Origin of the sequence: uncultured Jatrophihabitans sp. (assembly GCF_964252635.1) — a bacterium.
Taxonomy (GTDB): Bacteria; Actinomycetota; Actinomycetes; order Mycobacteriales; family Jatrophihabitantaceae; genus Jatrophihabitans.
In genome coordinates this window covers 17,634-31,348 of sequence record NZ_CAXUNP010000014.1, presented here as the reverse complement: position 1 = coordinate 31,348, position 13,715 = coordinate 17,634, and the positions used below count along the sequence as shown (strand labels likewise).

The following is a 13,715-nucleotide window of genomic DNA, read 5'->3' as shown; positions in this document are numbered from 1 at the left end:
AGAGCCGTCAACGGCTTTGCGGGAAGCGTTCCGACGCCCGTGCGGTCTACTCGAGCGGGGCGGCCGGGGCGAGGTCGGCGGACCAGCGCTGCTCGATGTGGCCGTAGCGCCAGACGAGCAGGGCCGTCGCCCAGGCCGCGAAGAACAACCCGACGATGCCGTAGCCGGCGTAGTCCAGCGGGATCGCGCCGACGGCCGCGATCGGCCCCGACGTGATGTGCGCCTGGTCGGCGAGCACGCTGATCAACTCGATGGTGCCGATGATCAGCGCGACGGCGACCGACACCGCGGTGATGGTGATGTTGTAGAAGACCTTGCGCACCGGCTTGAGGAACGCCCAGCCGTAGGCGGCGTTCATGAACACGCCGTCGATGGTGTCGAGCAGGCACATGCCCGCGGCGAACAGCACCGGCAGCACGAGGATGACGTAGAACGGCAGGTTCAGGGCGGCCGCGCCTCCGGCGATGACGAGCAGGCCCACCTCGGTGGCCGTGTCGAAGCCGAGCCCGAACAGCACCCCGACGGGGTAGATGTGCCACGGCTTGCGCACCGACCTGGTGAGCCCGTTGAGGAAGCGGTTCATGAAGCCGCGCTTGTTCAGGTGCTCCTCGAGCTCGGCCTCGTCGAACTCCCCGTGCCGCATCCGGCGGAAGACGCCGATGATGCCGGACAGCGCGACCAGGTTGAGGATGCCCAGCACCCACAGGAACACCCCGGACACCGACGCCCCGACGACCCCGGTGACCGAGTGCAGCTCGGAGCCGCCGTCCTTGACCTCGCCGGCCAGGGCCTTGACGCCGGCCGAGAGCAGGAAGGCCAGCAGGAACACGATCGTCGAGTGGCCGAGGGAGAACCAGAAGCCCACCGACAGCGGCCGGCGGTTGTCGCGGTACCCCTGCGCCTCGCGCTCGGCGTTGTCGGACAGCAGCTTGCGGGTCGTGTTGTCGACGGCGGCGATGTGGTCGGCGTCGAAGGCGTGCCGCATGCCGAAGGTGTAGGCCAGCACGGCGACCCCGACGTTGAACACCGGGTGCTCGCCGCCGAGGTGGTAGTGGTTCGGGATCACGAGCGCGAACAGGATGCCGAAGCCGAGGACGTGCAGGAAGACGATGAACCCGGCCATGCCCCACAGCGAGCGCCGATCGGTGTGGCTCAGCCCGTCCCGGAAGGTGGCCAGTCGCGAGGTGGACTCGGGTCGCGCCGCGGTGCTGGTCACCGCCCCGACGCTAACCGCCACGACAACTTGTTGCAAGAAATTGGCGACAAGGCCGGGGGCGATGTGGCCGGAGGGACAGCTCCGTCCCGTCCGTTCGGCCGGGGCCCCACACGTGAAACGCCCCCTCCGGCCGGTCGGACCCGGCTGGAGGGGGCGTTCACCCGCGGTGCGGCGACGTCAGACGTTGACGCCGAAGTCCTGGGCGATGCCCACGAGCCCGGACGAGTAGCCCTGCCCGACGGCCCGGAACTTCCACTCGTTGTTGTTCCGGTACAGCTCGCCGAAGACCATCGCGGTCTCGGTGGAGGCGTCCTCGGTGAGGTCGTAGCGGGCGACCTCGTTGTTGCTGCCCTGGTCGACGATGCGGATGAACGCATTGCGCACCTGGCCGAAGCCCTGCTGGCGCGCCTGGCCCTCGTAGATGCTCACCGGGAAAACGATCTTGTCGACCTCGGCGGGCACCTTGGTGAGGTCGACCCTGATCGCCTCGTCGTCGCCCTCGCCCTCGCCGGTGAGGTTGTCACCGGTGTGCTCGACCGACCCGTCCGGGCTGGTCAGGTTGTTGAAGAAGATGAAGTGCTTGTCCGAGACGACCTTGCCGTCCTGCTTGAGCATGATCGCCGAGGCGTCGAGGTCGAAGTCGGTGCCCGTGGTCGTGCGGGCGTCCCACCCGAGGCCGACGAGCACGTTGGTCATGCCCGGAGCCTCCTTGGAGAGGGAGACGTTGCCACCCTTGGCGAGGCTGACTGACATGGTGATTCCTTTCGGCTGACGTTCGTGGGTTGCTGACGTTCAGGGTTCTGGTGTCTGGTCTACAGGTCGAACTCCGACGGCGCGATACCCACCGCGTGGCAGGCGTCGCTTACGACCTTGCGCTCGGCGGCGTCGAACGAGCCGTCGGCGTGTCCGATGACCAGCCCGATGGAGATCACCGCGCGGGCCTGGTCGGGCTTGTCGCGCAGCTTGCCGATGGCCGCCACCGCGTCGACCTTCCCGAAGTCGAAGTCGCGGTTCAGCTTGTCGCAGTAACCGTCGAACTTCGCGCGGAGCTCGTCGGGCGGGAAGACGGCGAGGGTGTCGTTGCTGACGATCAGGCTCGCGGTGCGCTGCCGTTCCGCCGGGTCGATCGCGCCGTCGGCCGCGGCCACCAGGGCGCAGACGGCCATGCTGGCGTCGGCGAACTCGCGGCTGCGGTACTGGTCCTTCTTGGTCTTGAGCTGCTCCCCCAGGTCCTGGGCCCGGTTCTTGAGCTGGTCGAACAGTGCCATGGTCGTGGTCCTCTGCAGTGGATGTCGTGGGTGATGTAGGTGGAACGCTCAGGCCTGTGACGGGGTCTCCGCCGTCACGTGTTGCACAGCGGGCTCATCGCGGGCCGGCTCGTCACCGTCGGGCTCGTCGGCCCGCGGTCGCAGCAGGCTCAGGACGATCGAGCCACCGAGGAGAACCACGATCACGCCGAGGCTGACCAGCGACGGGATCTCCGGGATGGCGGTGTCGATGACCTTGTGCGAGGCCTGCAGCACGAGCTTCACGCCGATGAAGGCGAGGATGATCGCCAGGCCCTTGGACAGGTAGTGGAACTTCTCGAGCAGGCCGGAGAGCAGGAAGTACAGCGCACGCAGGCCCAGGATCGCGAAGGCGTTCGAGGAGTAGACGATGAACGCGTCGTCGCTGACTGCGAGCACGGCCGGCACGCTGTCGACGGCGAAGACCAGGTCGGCGGCCTCGATGGCCACGACCACCGCGAGCAGCGGGGTGGCGACGCGCTTGCCGACCTCCTTGACGAAGAACTTGGTGCCGTCGTACTCGTCGCGCACCGGGACGACCTTGCGCAGGAGCCGGATGGCGACGCTCTTGCCGGGGTCGTAGGACTCGTCGCTGGAGGCATCGTCCTTCATGAGCTTGTAGGCGCTGTAGAGCAGGATCGCGGCGAAGACGAACAGCACCGCCGTGAACTGGTTGACGACCGCGACGCCGGCGGCCAGGAAGATGCCGCGGAAGACCAGGGCGCCGATGACGCCGAAGAACAGCACCCGGTGCTGGTACTCGCGGGGCACCTTGAAGTAGCCGAAGATCAGCGCGAAGACGAACAGGTTGTCGACCGACAGGCTCTTCTCGAGCAGCCAGGCCGTGGTGAACTCGACGCCGGCGTCACTGCCGAGGGTCAGCCCGACGACGAGAGCGAAGACGAGAGACATGCCGACCCAGAGGGCGCTCCACCAGGCGGCTTCCTTGAACTTGATCACGTGCGCGCCGCGGTGGGCCAGCAGGTCGATCGCCAGCATGATCACGACGACCGCGCCGAACGCGGCCCAGGCCCAGAGTGGGACGTTCATCGGAACTCCTCGGAGGAGACGGTGCGACGCATGTTCGTCGCTGTTGCTACCAGTCTCCCTGCCGGAAGTACGCAGGTCCCGTCGCTCTGAGGCCGTTACAGGCCGATCCCGTTGCCGGACTTCGGCAATACGGGGCTGAAGCTGTGCAGGAGCTATCCGCGATGGGCAGCTGCCTGGGCACGGAGCGCAGCGTGCACCCCGTAGGCGTCGGCCCGCGGCGGCAGGTGCGCCTTCCGGACCTTGGCGACCGCGGTGTAATTGGTGTCGACGACGTTGGCCAGCGGCGACTCGACGGCCTGCGAGAGCAGCTGGTAGGCGTCGAGCTCGGACAGCCCGCACTCGGCCGACACCCACTGCACCAGGTCGAGCTGGGCGACCCGGAACGCGTCCTCGAGCGGCCGCGCCGACCCCAGCGACATCAGGTGCGTGTCGGTCTCTATGCGGGGCCACGGGGTCGGCCGGCCCTTGATCAGCTCGACGATGACGACGGAGTTCATGGCCGCCTCGACGGCCACCCCGCACGTCTCACCCTCACCCTGACGGGCGTGGCCGTCACCCAGGCTGACCAGCGCGCCCTCGACGTTGACGCCGAGGTAGCAGGTGGCGCCGACGCGCATCTCCGGGGTGTCCATGTTGCCGCCGTGCGCGTCGGGCACGAGCGCCGAACGCACTTCCAGGTTGGCCGGCGCGACGCCGACGGTGCCGTGCATCGGGTCGAGCGGCAGCTCGACCGCGACGTCGCTGTCGCGGGCCCGGAAGGTGCAGGTGCGGGCGACGCGGTCGAGGTCCCAGATCCACACGACCTCGGGCAGCGGCGGCTGCAGCGTGGCGGTCTGGTGCGTCGAGGTCAGCGCCCCGAACAGCGGCACCGTGGTCGAGGCGGCCCAGTCGCGGGCCGGCTCGATGTCGACGAAGTGCACGGCCAGGGTGTCGCCGGGCTCGGCGCCCTCGACGTAGAACGGGCCGGTCTGTGGATTCAGGAACGGGAACTCACAGACCTCGCTCACGAGGTCGTTGACCGACCGGACCCGTCCGGCGAAGCAGTCCTCGGTGTAGACGGCCAGGACCGTGCCCGGCCGGATGCGCGCCACCGGGGCGGCGCCGCCGAAGGTCCAGGCGTAGTCGCCGTCGCCGGGGGTGTAGGTCAGGACCTCGCTCATACCTCGAGGACCATAGCCAGCCGGATCGGCGCCATCGCCTCGGGGCGTTGGCTGCGGACAATGTCACGTCCGAGTTGAGTGGGCCTCGATCACCCGACACACTGGGCACGACCGGCGGAAGGGAGCAGGCAGTGACGCTCTTGACCCGTGCCTCGCTGGTGGCGGCGGCCCAGGTCGATCCATGGGCGATGCTCGCGCAGCTCGAAGCCGGGGACCCGGCGCAGATCGAGGAACTCGCGTCCGCGTTCTACCGGGCGAGCGGTCATACCCGAGCCGCCTTGTCGGCGGACGCGCAGGCCAAGCGGTACGTTCGCGCCGGTTACACCGTGAACGGGACGTCGCCGCTTGATTACAGCGCGGACGCCCGTCGCACTGCGGCGTCGCTGCACGACGCCGCCGACGCACTGCCCAAGATCGCGAAGGTGCTGACCGCCGTCGCCGACGACCTGCAGACCTCGACGGGCACCGTCACCACCGAGGTGCACGCGCTGGATGCCACGCTCGACCGCATCGAGGGCGCATGGACCACGTTCATGCAGGGCGTCGGACATCACCTGCCCTCGGACGACCAGGAGGCCGCGCGCAACGGCTATGTCGCGCAGGCCGTGGCTGCCGTCGCCAGCGCCGGAGCGTCGGCGAACCGCGTGGTGACCAGCTACGAACACACCCTGGCCAGGGCGTCGAAGTCGATGGCCGACCTGGGCTACGTGACCCCGGACTCGCTGCGGGAGGCGGGTGAGGTCGAGACCGCTCCCCTGCCCGTCGGGAGCAGCCCGACGAAGGTCGCGGATTGGTGGTCGCGGCTGACACCGGCGCAGCGGGAGTACCTGATCGACCACCGCTACCAGACCCTCGGTCAGCTTAAAGGCTTGCCCGCGCCTGTCCTCGACACCGCGAACCGGCATCGCATCCACGACGACAGGTCGTCGCTGGACCAGCGACTCGCCGCACTCGACAACCACAACGACCCCACGGGTGTTGTCCGCGCCGGAGTTCGTCGGCTGATCGCCAACGACGACGGCATCCTGCGGACCCTCCACGCCAAACCCGCCGGGGTGCCCGCCCCCATCTACGTCCTCGCGTTCGACCCGGACGGCAAGCAGGGGCAGACGGGGGTGGCAATCAGTTACGGGAACCCGGACACCGCCGACAACACCGCCGTCGTCGTTCCCGGTACGGGGAACAACGCGAGCAACCTCTCCTCGGTCGCGGGCAACGCCAGCAATCTGTACCGCACGATGTCCGGCAATCGCGCGGTCGTCGCCTGGTTGAACGGCCCTGAACCGCAGGACCTCCCGCATGCCGCCCTGGATTCCTACGCCAACGACTCGGCGCCGCACCTCGTGGGTGACATCGCCGGCCTGCGCGCCTCCCATGACGCAGCCATCGGCAGCGGCGGGCACCTCACCATGATCGGCCACAGCTACGGCAGCTACATCGCGGGCAAGGCGATGACCCAGGGCGCGAAGGTCGACGACGTCGTGTTCGTCGGCTCGCCGGGTGTCGGGGTCGATCATGCGAAGGATCTGGGTATCGACCCGCACCACGTCTGGGACGGCGAGGCCGGCGACGACCCGATCCTGTTGACCGAGAAGCGCTTCACGCCCGACCCGCTCACCGGCAACAACCCCGAAGACGGCGACTTCGGCGCGCTGCACTTCGACGTCTCCGGCTCGCACGGTCACTCCGAGTATTACAAGGCGGGCAGCTCGTCGCTGCGGAACATGGCCCACATCGCCGACGGCGACTACCCGGCTGTGCACACCGTTCACGCGCCCGACTACCGCGGGCTGCGGGAACTGCCCGGCGACTGGGTCGCGAGTGCCGTCAATCCGTTCGCCACGGACTACGACACCGTCAAGGACCTGGTGACCGGCCACCCGCTCGAGGCCGGGTCGGCTTATTACCACGGCGCCGTGAACGAGGGTAAGGACGTCCTCCACCTCGGCGAGGACGGGGTCCACGCGGCGGGCACCGGGCTGAAGAAGGTCTGGGACGCGCTATGAGCGACACGCGATGAGCAGCCCGGCGCTGGGGCCACCCCCCACCGGCTCGCCGCCACCGCACCTCGGCTCCGCCCGCCCGCCACGCCGAACCGTGGCGGGATGGACGGCCGCCGCCGTCCTCACGGTTGTTGTCATCGTCATCGGAGTGGTCGTCGCCATGAATCTCTCGTCCTCCGCCAGCAGCGGCCCGTCGCTCGCCGAACTCGAACGCATCGTGGACCGTGCTCCGCTGCCGCCCGGATCGGTTCTGGTCGACGAGACCAGGATCAGCGCGAAGGGTGACCGCACCGCCCACGTCGACCGGCGCTACCGGCTGCAGTCGGCGACTCCGGGCGCGGACGTGCGCAGCCTGCTCGCCGCGCACGGGTACCGCCTCGCCAACCTTCGTACGGGCGCCGTGGAACCGGTCGAGTCGAGCGACTGGTCGGACTACGCCTCGGCGGCCACGGGCGACGTCAACGTGGTTCCGCCCGACCACGGGAACGGCAGCATCGAATACTCCTGGCAAGGGGCGGAGCTGTCCATCACTGCGAACGGCGGCGACTTCTGAGCAGGCACGTGGTCGGATCAGGGCCAGGCGAGCAACTGGGCGCCCAGGGTCGCCACGTGCAACGCGGATCGATCGCCGGGAACGGGAACTCACAGACCTGGCTCACGAGGTCGTCGACCGACCGGACCCGTCCGGCGAGACAGTCCTCGGTGAAGACGGCCAGGACCGTGCCCGGCCGGATGCGCGCCACCGGGGCGGCGCCGCCGAAGGTCCAGGCGTAGTCGCCGTCGCCGGGGGTGCAGGTCAAGACCTTGCTCATGCGTGGAGCATAGAGGCGCGCGTCACCCGGACGGCCAGTCGAGCAGTTGCGCCGCGAGCGTCGCCAGTTGCAGGGGGAAACGGTCACCGGGCAGGTTCGGGTCGAGCCCGGTCAGGTCACGGATCCGGTCGAGCCGGTAGGTGACCGCGCGTACGGACAGGTGCAGCGCGCGGGCCGTCGCGGCGTTGTTGCCACCGGCCGCGTGGTACGCGACGAGGGTGTCGATCAGTGGTTGCGGGCCGCCGCGCACCGTCCGCAGCGGCCCGAACGTGCTCTCGACGAGATCGGCCAGCACGTCGCGGTCGCGCAGCAGAACGCGATAGGCGAGCAGGTCGCGGGCGTCGACGACGCGGGCGGACAGGGCCAGCCGGGCGCCGAGGTCCAGCGCGTCCAGCGCTTCGCGGTAGGACGTCACCACCCCGTCGGATCCGGGTCCGGGGCGGCCGACGCCGATCCGCCACGTCCCCACCGCCGCGCGGGACCCGCGCTGGCGGTCGAGCACCTCACCGAGCCGGTCGACGACGTGCGTGACGGCGCGGCGGTCGGGCGCGGCGAACACCACGACGAGGCGCCCTTCCTTGCTGGCGAGCAGCGCCTGCGCGTCGCCCTTCACGCCGGAGATCGCCCGTTCCAACGTCCCGATCAGCGGCAGCCCGTCGTCGAAGGCCCGCTCGGCGTCGACGGTGACCACGGCGTGCGGGCCAGCCAGGTCGAGGCCGAAACCCTCGGCCCGGTGCAGCAGGCCGACGACGTCCGCCGTGCCGGCCAGCAGGTCGTCGATGAACTCCCGGCGCGCCGACTCCTGCGTCCGCACCAGCGCCCGCCGGGCCAGCTGGTAACCCTCGGCGAGGACGGCGACCACGTCGTCGACGGCGTGCAGCATGACCTCGCCGGCTCGCACGACGCCCTGCGGGCGGGCGGCGGCGTCGCGCACCGGCGGCAGGTGCGGCCACAGCCGCCACGCCGCCGAGAGGTAGAGGTCGAGCAGCGCCCGCAGCGCCACGCCCTGCCGTGCCGCCCGGTCGCCGAGACCGCGGTAGCGGCGGACCTCGCCCGGCCCCAGCGCCTCCCCCGCGACCACGGCCGCAACGAGCACGGGCAGGAAATCACCCAGCAGCTCGACGGGGACCCCACCGGAATCCGTGGCGGCGCCGGCGGCCACCTCGTCCAGCACCTCGCGGGGGATGACGTCGACCGGATCCACGGAGGGCGACGTCACGGGGTCATCATGCCGTCCGGGCACTTACCAGCGGTCGACGTGCAGCACGTCGTCGAGCGGCTGACGCGCGGCCGGCTTGAACGTGTCACCGGTGTAGTAGGCGGTCGGCAGCAGCACCCCGTGCCGCACCCCGTCCGGCAGCCCCAGGATCTGCGCCATCTCGGCCTCGCGGGCGAGCGTGAACGACGTCCACGCGGTGCCCAACCCCCTGGCCCGCGCCGCGAGGCAGAAGCTCCACGCGGCCGGCAGCAGCGAGCCCCACAGCCCCGCCTGGGTGCCTGACGGCAGCTTCGACGCCTCGATGCACGGGATGACGAACGCCGGCACCTCGGCGATGTGCTCGGCCAGCCAGGCCGCGCTGTCACCGACCCGCTGCTGCACCCGGGCCCGCGCCGGGTCGTCCTGGTACTGGCCCGCCGCCGAGGAGGCGGAGGCGAAGTAGGCCTCGCCCACCTCGGCATACAGCCGCCCGATGGCGGCCCGCTGCCCGGCGTCGGTGACGACCAGCCAGTGCCAGCCCTGCCGGTTCGACCCGGACGGTGCCTGCAGCGCGACCTCGATCGACTCGCGGATCAGCTCCATGGGGACGGGCCGGGTGAGGTCGAGGCGCTTGCGGACGGTGCGGGTGGTCGTGAGCAGCTCGTCGGGTGACAGGGGAAGGGTCATGGCCCGATCATGCCGCCCGAGGGGGAGCAGCGCTCCCTCCCCGCGGCCCACGGACCGACGCACCATGGACCCATGACCGTCACCTTCATCACCGGGGCCAACAAGAGCCTCGGCCACGAGACCGCCCGCCGCCTCATCGAGCACGGCCACACCGTCCTGATCGGCGCCCGCGACCCCGAACGGGGCACGAAGGCGGCCGACGAGCTCGGCGGCCGCTTCGTGCAGATCGACGTCACCGACGACGCATCGGTCGCATCGGCCGCGGCCGACGTCGCCGCCCACGAGGGACACGTCGACGTGCTCATCAACAACGCCGGCGTCGCCGGTACCTACCGCGACGACGTGGAGACCTACACCGCGCAGGACGCGGCGGAGGTGCTCGACGTCAACGTCGTCGGCGTGGTGCGGGTGACCCAGGCGTTCCTGCCCCTCCTGCACGCCTCCGACGCGCCGCAGATCGTGAACGTCACGAGCGGGTTGGGCTCCTTCGCGGCCACGCAGGACCCGGACCGCGTCGAGCACACCGTCCTGACGCCGATCTACTCCGCGTCGAAGGCGGCGCTGACCATGTTGAGCACCATCTGGGCCCGTGGCTTCCACGGGATCCGGGTCAACGTGGTCGACCCCGGCTACACCGCCACGGACTTCAACGGCAACACCGGCACGCAGACCGTCACCGAGGGCACGGACGCCATTGTCGAGATGGCGACCACCGGGCCGGACGGCCCGACCGGCGCCTACCGCGACCGGCACGGCGTCGCGCCGTTCTGAGCGACGGCGTCAGAGCTTGGCGTCGCCGCGGACGTTGACCGCGGGCACGACCTTCTCGCCGTAGGCCGCGAGCGTCGCGTCCTTGGCGTCGTGCTGCAGGTAGACCGCGAACTGGTCGACGCCCAGCGCGCGCAACTCCTGCAGCCGGTCCACCTGGGTGGCGGGTGGGCCGATGAGGCAGAAGCGGTCGATGACCTCGTCGGGGACGAAGTCGGTGTGGGTGTTGCCGGCCTTGCCGTGCGAGTTGTAGTCGTAACCCTCGCGCCCGGCGATGTAGTCGCTCAGCGCCTTCGGCACCGCCGCACCCTCGGTGCCGTAGCGCGCGACGATGTCGGCGACGTGGTTGCCGACCATGCCGCCGAACCACCGGCACTGGTCGCGGCCGTGGGCGAGCCCGGCGTCGGTGCCGTCGGTGACGTAGGCCGGAGCGGCGACGCAGATCGTGATCGAGTCGGGGTCACGGCCGGCGTCGGCGGCGGCCCGGCGCACGGCGGCGATCGACCATTCAACGATCGCCGGGTCGGCCAGCTGCAGGATGAACCCGTCGGCGACCTCGCCGGTCAGCGCGAGCGCCTTGGGCCCGTAGGCCGCCACCCACACGGGCAGTTGCGAACCCTGCGACCACGCCAGGCGCAGGGTGCTGCCGCGGTAGTCGACGGACTCACCGTTCGCGAGGCCACGGATGACGGCGATGGACTCGCGCAGGTTCTTCAGGGTCACCGGCGCGCCGTTGATCACACGGACGGCCGAGTCGCCACGGCCGATGCCGCAGACCGTGCGGTTGCCGAACATGTCGTTCAGGGTGGCGAACAGCGACGCGGTGACCGTCCAGTCCCGCGTCGCCGGGTTCGTCACCATCGGCCCGACCGTCATCCGGTGCGTCGCCGAGAGGATCTGGGAGTAGACGACGTACGGCTCCTGCCACAGCAGGTGCGAGTCGAAGGTCCACGCGTGCGTGAAGCCGTAGGCCTCGGCGCGCACCGCGAGGTCGACGACCCGCCACGCCGGCGGGTCGTTCTGCAGGACGACGCCGAACTGCATGCTGCCCGAGCTCATTGGATCCAGACCCTCAGATCAGGTTCTGCGAGAGCTCGCGCTTGACGAAGCGGCCGTGCGCCTTCGACCCGACATACCCCGAAGTATCCTTGACGACGGTGCCGCGCGAGAGCACGACGTCGACGTGCCCGTCGATCTCGTAACCCTCCCAGGCCGAGTAGTCCATGTTCATGTGGTGCGTGCGTCCTTCGCCGACGCCGATCGACGTGTGCCCGTTCGGGTCGTAGACGACGAGGTCGGCGTCGGCCCCGGGGGCGATGACGCCCTTGCGGCCGTAGAGCCCGAACATCCGTGCGGGCGTCGTGCAGCACACGTCCACCCACTTCTCCAGCGAGATCCGGCCGTCCTTGACGCCCTGGAACAGCAGGTCGAGGCGGTGCTCCACCGAGCCGATGCCGTTGGGGATCTTGGCGAAGTTGCCGACGCCCAGCTCCTTCTGGTCCTTCATGCAGAACGGGCAGTGGTCGGTCGAGACCGTGGTGACGTCGCCCGTGCGCAGGTACTTCCAGAGCTCGTCCTGGTGACCCTCCGCGCGCGAACGCAGCGGGGTCGAGCACACCCACTTGGCGCCCTCGAAGTCACCCCACTGCTCGCTGCGGGCCCCCAGGTTGTCCTCGAGCGACAGGTACAGGTACTGCGGGCAGGTCTCGGCGAACGCGTTCTGGCCGGCGTCGCGGGCCTCGGCGATGCGGGCCAGGGCCTGCTTGGCAGACACGTGCACGACGTAGAGCGGTGCACCGGTCAGCTCGGCGAGCATGACGGCGCGGTGCGTCGCCTCCTGCTCGGTCTGCCACGGGCGAGTGACGCCGTGGAAGTACGGCGTCGTGTCGCCACGCTCGATCGCCTGCTGTACGAGCACGTCGATGGCGCTGCCGTTCTCGGCGTGCATCATGATCAGGCCGCCGTTGCCGGCCGCGGTCTGCATGGCGCGCACGATCTGGCCGTCGCTGGACAGGAACACGCCGGGGTAGGCCATGAACAGCTTGAAGCTGGTGATGCCCTCGCCGATGAGCTCGTCCATGGCCTTGAGCGACTCGTCGTCGACCTCGCCGATGATCTGGTGGAAGGCGTAGTCGACCGCGCAGTTGCCGGCCGCCTTCTCGTGCCACAGCGCGACCTGGTCCTGCACCCGCTGGCCGTGCGCCTGCACGACGAAGTCGACGATGGTCGTGGTGCCGCCCCACGCGGCCGCTCGTGACCCGGTCTCGAAGGTGTCGCTCGCGTTGGTGCCGCCGAACGGCATCTCCATGTGCGTGTGTGCGTCGATGCCACCCGGGATGACGTACTTGCCGGTCGCATCGATGGTGGTGTCGGCGGTGATCGGACCGAGGGTCTGCGTGCCCGGCTCCAGCAGCGCGACGATCCGCTCCCCGTCGACCAACACGTCCTGCCGGGAGGATCCGGTCGATGAAACGACCGTCCCGCCGGTAATCAGGGTCGTCATGCGACGACGCAGTCGGAGCAGGACAATTTGAAATAGCCTTCGGCGCCCGGAGCGCAGCGGAGGGCGGTGCTCACGGGCGGGTCGTCTTCTCGTAGGAGTCGGGGCGACGGTCGCGGTAGAACTGCCAGTCGTTGCGCACCGCGGTGATGACGTCGAGGTCGAGGTCCCGCGTGACGATCTCCTCCTTGTCCTGCGAGGCGACCTCGCCGACGTAGTTGCCGCGCGGGTCGACGAAGTAGGACGAGCCGTAGAAGTGGGGGGCGTCGGCGCCGAACTCGCCGACCTCCTGGCCGATGCGGTTGTTGGCCGCGATGAAGTACTGGTTGGCGGCCGCGGCCGCCGGCTGCTCCAGCTCCCACAGCCGGTTCGACAGGCCGGGCTTGGTGGCCGAGGGGTTGAAGACGAGCTGGGCGTTGTTCAGGCCGAGCTCGCGCCAGCCCTCCGGGAAGTGCCGGTCGTAACAGATGTAGACGCCGACGCGACCGACCGCCGTCTCGAACACCGGGTAACCGAGGTTGCCGGGGCGGAAGTAGAACTTCTCCCAGAACGCCGGCAGGTTGGGGATGTGGTGCTTGCGGTACGAGCCGAGCAGGGTGCCGTCGGCGTCGATCACCGCAGCGGTGTTGTAGTACTCGCCGGCGTTGGCGACCTCGTAGATCGGCAGGATGATCACCAGGTGCAGCTCGCGGGCCAGCGCCTGGAACCGCTCCGTCGTCGGGCCCGGGATCGACTCGACGTAGTCGTAGTACTTCTGGTCCTGCACCGCACCGAAGTACGGGCCGTAGAACAGCTCCTGGAAGCCGATGACCTGCACGCCGTCTGCCGCGGCCTCACGCGCCAGCTCCTCGTGCCGCACGATCATCGATTCTTTGTCGCCCGTCCAGGCGACCTGGGTGACGGCGGCTCGGACGACGGCCATACGGACTCCTTCGACGACGCGGCGGGGGCTCCGACTCTAGCCCGCTTCGGACGCCGCGACAGGGCTCTCACCGAGATCATGGGATGCGCCCCGGCCGGCCGGGCAGCATGGCC

At 69.9% G+C, this 13,715-nt stretch carries 13 protein-coding genes and 1 pseudogene; 3 read left to right on the top strand and 11 right to left on the bottom strand.

Annotated elements, in window-relative coordinates:
• Nucleotides 1-46: 46 nt before the first annotated feature.
• From ACFFCA_RS08605 to ACFFCA_RS08585, 5 genes are all read right to left on the bottom strand, one after another.
• Complete coding sequence (locus ACFFCA_RS08605; RefSeq protein ID WP_375483892.1) at nt 47-1,123, bottom strand: HoxN/HupN/NixA family nickel/cobalt transporter; 1,077 nt, start codon at nt 1,121-1,123, stop codon at nt 47-49.
• A gap of 270 nt (nt 1,124-1,393) precedes the next feature.
• Nucleotides 1,394-1,969 carry a TerD family protein gene (locus ACFFCA_RS08600; RefSeq protein ID WP_375483768.1) on the bottom strand — a complete coding sequence of 192 codons (576 nt, stop codon included), beginning with the start codon at nt 1,967-1,969 and terminating at the stop codon, nt 1,394-1,396.
• 59 nt (nt 1,970-2,028) lie between these two features.
• On the bottom strand, nt 2,029-2,484 hold the full coding sequence (locus ACFFCA_RS08595; RefSeq protein ID WP_375483766.1) for a tellurite resistance TerB family protein: 456 nt from the start codon (nt 2,482-2,484) through the stop codon (nt 2,029-2,031).
• A 48-nt stretch (nt 2,485-2,532) separates the two neighbouring features.
• Complete coding sequence (locus ACFFCA_RS08590) at nt 2,533-3,552, bottom strand: TerC family protein (protein ID WP_375483764.1); 1,020 nt, start codon at nt 3,550-3,552, stop codon at nt 2,533-2,535.
• Nucleotides 3,553-3,704: 152 nt separating this feature from the next.
• Nucleotides 3,705-4,712 (bottom strand): acetamidase/formamidase family protein, encoded by a 1,008-nt coding sequence (locus ACFFCA_RS08585; RefSeq protein WP_375483762.1) that lies wholly within the window; start codon nt 4,710-4,712, stop codon nt 3,705-3,707.
• A 131-nt stretch (nt 4,713-4,843) separates the two neighbouring features.
• Here ACFFCA_RS08585 and ACFFCA_RS08580 point away from each other — a divergent pair, with 131 nt between their 5' ends.
• Together ACFFCA_RS08580 and ACFFCA_RS08575 are read left to right on the top strand one after the other, a co-directional pair.
• Entirely contained in the window at nt 4,844-6,718 is a 1,875-nt protein-coding gene (locus tag ACFFCA_RS08580) for an alpha/beta hydrolase (protein WP_375483760.1), read from the top strand.
• A 10-nt stretch (nt 6,719-6,728) separates the two neighbouring features.
• Entirely contained in the window at nt 6,729-7,268 is a 540-nt protein-coding gene (locus ACFFCA_RS08575; RefSeq protein ID WP_375483758.1) for a hypothetical protein, read from the top strand.
• A gap of 79 nt (nt 7,269-7,347) precedes the next feature.
• Here the strand turns inward: ACFFCA_RS08575 and ACFFCA_RS08570 are convergent.
• From ACFFCA_RS08570 to ACFFCA_RS08560, 3 genes and pseudogenes are all read right to left on the bottom strand, one after another.
• Nucleotides 7,348-7,527 (bottom strand): annotated as a pseudogene (locus tag ACFFCA_RS08570) (acetamidase); the annotation flags it as partial.
• A gap of 22 nt (nt 7,528-7,549) precedes the next feature.
• Nucleotides 7,550-8,746 carry a PucR family transcriptional regulator gene (locus tag ACFFCA_RS08565; RefSeq protein ID WP_375483756.1) on the bottom strand — a complete coding sequence of 399 codons (1,197 nt, stop codon included), beginning with the start codon at nt 8,744-8,746 and terminating at the stop codon, nt 7,550-7,552.
• A 24-nt stretch (nt 8,747-8,770) separates the two neighbouring features.
• Entirely contained in the window at nt 8,771-9,412 is a 642-nt protein-coding gene (locus ACFFCA_RS08560; protein ID WP_375483754.1) for a nitroreductase family protein, read from the bottom strand.
• Between the two features lie 72 nt (nt 9,413-9,484).
• Between ACFFCA_RS08560 and ACFFCA_RS08555 the strand changes: the two genes are divergently transcribed.
• Nucleotides 9,485-10,183, top strand: coding sequence for an SDR family NAD(P)-dependent oxidoreductase (locus tag ACFFCA_RS08555; protein WP_375483752.1), 699 nt, complete (start codon nt 9,485-9,487; stop codon nt 10,181-10,183).
• Between the two features lie 9 nt (nt 10,184-10,192).
• Here the strand turns inward: ACFFCA_RS08555 and ACFFCA_RS08550 are convergent, their stop codons facing one another.
• The 3 genes from ACFFCA_RS08550 to ACFFCA_RS08540 all read right to left on the bottom strand — a co-directional run bounded on the left by ACFFCA_RS08550 (nt 10,193) and on the right by ACFFCA_RS08540 (nt 13,602).
• Nucleotides 10,193-11,224 (bottom strand): TIGR03842 family LLM class F420-dependent oxidoreductase, encoded by a 1,032-nt coding sequence (locus ACFFCA_RS08550; RefSeq protein ID WP_375483890.1) that lies wholly within the window; start codon nt 11,222-11,224, stop codon nt 10,193-10,195.
• Between the two features lie 28 nt (nt 11,225-11,252).
• On the bottom strand, nt 11,253-12,683 hold the full coding sequence (gene hydA / locus ACFFCA_RS08545; RefSeq protein WP_375483749.1) for a dihydropyrimidinase: 1,431 nt from the start codon (nt 12,681-12,683) through the stop codon (nt 11,253-11,255).
• A 70-nt stretch (nt 12,684-12,753) separates the two neighbouring features.
• Nucleotides 12,754-13,602 carry a nitrilase-related carbon-nitrogen hydrolase gene (locus tag ACFFCA_RS08540; RefSeq protein WP_375483747.1) on the bottom strand — a complete coding sequence of 283 codons (849 nt, stop codon included), beginning with the start codon at nt 13,600-13,602 and terminating at the stop codon, nt 12,754-12,756.
• Between the last annotated feature and the right edge of the window lie 113 nt (nt 13,603-13,715).

Bases quoted from the DNA above. Each gene is read 5' to 3' on its own strand.
- hydA (WP_375483749.1), bottom strand. From the start codon at position 12,683: ATGACGACCCTGATTACCGGCGGGACGGTCGTTTCATCGACCGGATCC.
- ACFFCA_RS08605 (WP_375483892.1), bottom strand. From the start codon at position 1,123: ATGGCCGGGTTCATCGTCTTCCTGCACGTCCTCGGCTTCGGCATCCTG.
- ACFFCA_RS08575 (WP_375483758.1), top strand. From the start codon at position 6,729: ATGAGCAGCCCGGCGCTGGGGCCACCCCCCACCGGCTCGCCGCCACCG.
- ACFFCA_RS08600 (WP_375483768.1), bottom strand. From the start codon at position 1,969: ATGTCAGTCAGCCTCGCCAAGGGTGGCAACGTCTCCCTCTCCAAGGAG.
- ACFFCA_RS08595 (WP_375483766.1), bottom strand. From the start codon at position 2,484: ATGGCACTGTTCGACCAGCTCAAGAACCGGGCCCAGGACCTGGGGGAG.
- ACFFCA_RS08555 (WP_375483752.1), top strand. From the start codon at position 9,485: ATGACCGTCACCTTCATCACCGGGGCCAACAAGAGCCTCGGCCACGAG.
- ACFFCA_RS08560 (WP_375483754.1), bottom strand. From the start codon at position 9,412: ATGACCCTTCCCCTGTCACCCGACGAGCTGCTCACGACCACCCGCACC.
- ACFFCA_RS08550 (WP_375483890.1), bottom strand. From the start codon at position 11,224: ATGCAGTTCGGCGTCGTCCTGCAGAACGACCCGCCGGCGTGGCGGGTC.
- ACFFCA_RS08590 (WP_375483764.1), bottom strand. From the start codon at position 3,552: ATGAACGTCCCACTCTGGGCCTGGGCCGCGTTCGGCGCGGTCGTCGTG.
- ACFFCA_RS08540 (WP_375483747.1), bottom strand. From the start codon at position 13,602: ATGGCCGTCGTCCGAGCCGCCGTCACCCAGGTCGCCTGGACGGGCGAC.
- ACFFCA_RS08585 (WP_375483762.1), bottom strand. From the start codon at position 4,712: ATGAGCGAGGTCCTGACCTACACCCCCGGCGACGGCGACTACGCCTGG.